Genomic DNA, 2,027 nt, shown 5'->3' with positions numbered 1-2,027 from the left:
AATTCGACCCCAACGGCACCCTGACCCGGGAGCAGGCGGCCACCATCCTGGCCCGCCTGGCAGAGGCCATGGGCCATCCCCTGCCCCAGGCGGCTCCCAACTTCTCGGACAGCGCCGCCATCTCCTCCTGGGCCGCCGCCGGGGTGGGACAGGTCCAGGCCGCCGGAATTATGGCGGGGGACGGCAGCGCCTTCATCCCCCAGAGCGCCTACACCAGGGAGCAGTGCATCCTCACCGCCCTGCGACTGTACAATCTTGTGAACGAATAAACCGGCGCAGTCCTTTGGTTCTGCCAAATTCAAATAAGGAGGATTTCTGCCATGAAAAAGCGATGGAAAAATCTGCTTTCCACGGCGCTGGCCTGTGCGCTGACGCTCACGCTCCTGCCCGCCGCCATGGCGGCGGAGACGGGGATCACAGATGATATCCCCGACGTGTTCCAGGGGGACGGCCTGTACATCACCGTCACCCCCTGGTCCATTCAGAACAACAGCGAAGGCTGGACCCTGGCCAAGGTGGGTTTGAACGAAGCCGCCGACGAGAACTACTTCCACAGCGGGTTCATCCCCGTGTTCCGCAATGAGAAGGAGGTGGACGAGTTTGGCTATTACACCGGCAAGACCGTCTCATACATCAACTACGCGGACACAGAGGGGAACCTGCTGAACCTCTCCGGCTTTGAAAACCTGCCGGCCTTCAACTTCAGCTTTGCCAGTGTGTTCAGCGAGGGGATGGCCGCTTTCTACGACCGGGAGGCCGGCCTCTATGGCTATATGGACGCTCAGGGCAGGATGGTGATCCCGCCCCAGTTTGAGTCGGCCTACGCGTTCAGCGACGGGCTGGCGAAGGTTGTCGCACCCCTGGAGGACGGCGAAAGCGAGTGCTACTTTATTGACAAGACAGGGGCCAGAGTGTTCTCTCCCTTCAATGGCAGATGGGACACGGTGGGCAACTATTTCAACTGCGGCCTCATCCCTTATCAGGGAGAGCTGGGGGAGGACGACTACTTCGTGGGCTACCTGGACAAGGAGGGGCAGCCTGTCATCACCATCTACCGGGGCCAGCGCTCCGGCTATGACATGGACCACTATCTGGACCTGATGCTTATGACCACCGAGGGATACAGTGAATTCTCCGAGGACGGCTACGCCATTCTCAAGGACAGCCGGGGCGGCAGGACTCACCCGGCCTATGTGATCATCGACGCCAGTGGGGAGCAGGTGGGCGTTCTGGATGCGGAGCCCCCCGCCTATGTGAAGCTGTGCCATGACTCCCGCAGTGTCAATGAAGGACTGCTCCTGATCAATATACTGAACAGTGACGTTATGGAGCAGGTGGTGATGGACGTCCATGGAAACGAGGTTTTCCGCGCGCCGGCGGGCACGGACCTGACTCCTTTTGACAGCGGCGTCTCCAAAGCCTCCACGTCCTATAACGAAGAGGATGATCCGCCCCTGGTTCTGGATGCCTCCGGGAACACGGTCATCCCGGCGCTGGGTGACTTTGTCAAGACGGAACGATATTATAACGAGCTCGGTGAGCTTGGCGGACATTACAGGGTCTGCAACATCGACACGTTCCATGACGGCGTCGCCCTGATGGATGTTCTGCGCACCGGCCCCTACGGCGGCGATGTGGACGGGACTCATGAGTATTACCTTCTGGAGGTCCATGACGGCACCTACACCGGCCCCGGCGCGGTGTATGACGCGGCCACCGGCACCATCCGCGGCGGCTCCGCCACAACTGAGCCGCTGCCCGACCAGCCCTCCGGCTGGGCCAAGGCACAGGTGGAGGAGGCCGTCGCCGCCGGCATTGTGCCCGAGAGCCTCCAGAGCAGATACACCCAGGCCGCCACCCGGGCTGAGTTCTGCGCCCTGGCGGTGAGGCTCTACGAGAAGGTGACCGGCGAGGCCATCACCCAGCGGGCCACATTCTCCGACACCACCGACTTCAACGTCCAGAAAATGGCCGGTCTGGGGGTAGTCAACGGCGTGGGCGGCGGAAAATTCGACCCCAACGGCACC

The 2,027-nt window shown here is 61.8% G+C and carries 2 protein-coding genes; both read left to right on the top strand.

Going from position 1 to position 2,027, the window contains the following annotated elements; all coding sequences use genetic code 11:
- A partial coding sequence (locus QZY67_RS11675) for an S-layer homology domain-containing protein (RefSeq protein ID WP_295370494.1) occupies nucleotides 1–269 on the top strand: 269 nt, incomplete at its 5' end.
- Between the two features lie 51 nt (nucleotides 270–320).
- Nucleotides 321–2,027 (top strand): WG repeat-containing protein (locus QZY67_RS11670; RefSeq protein ID WP_295370492.1); only part of this gene is annotated, 1,707 nt, incomplete at its 3' end.

Source organism: uncultured Pseudoflavonifractor sp. (genome assembly GCA_904419835.1).
In the GTDB taxonomy this organism is placed as follows: Bacteria; Bacillota; Clostridia; order Oscillospirales; family Oscillospiraceae; genus Pseudoflavonifractor.
The sequence above is the reverse complement of the archived record's forward strand: the minus strand, read 5'-3'. Positions and strand labels throughout refer to the sequence as shown.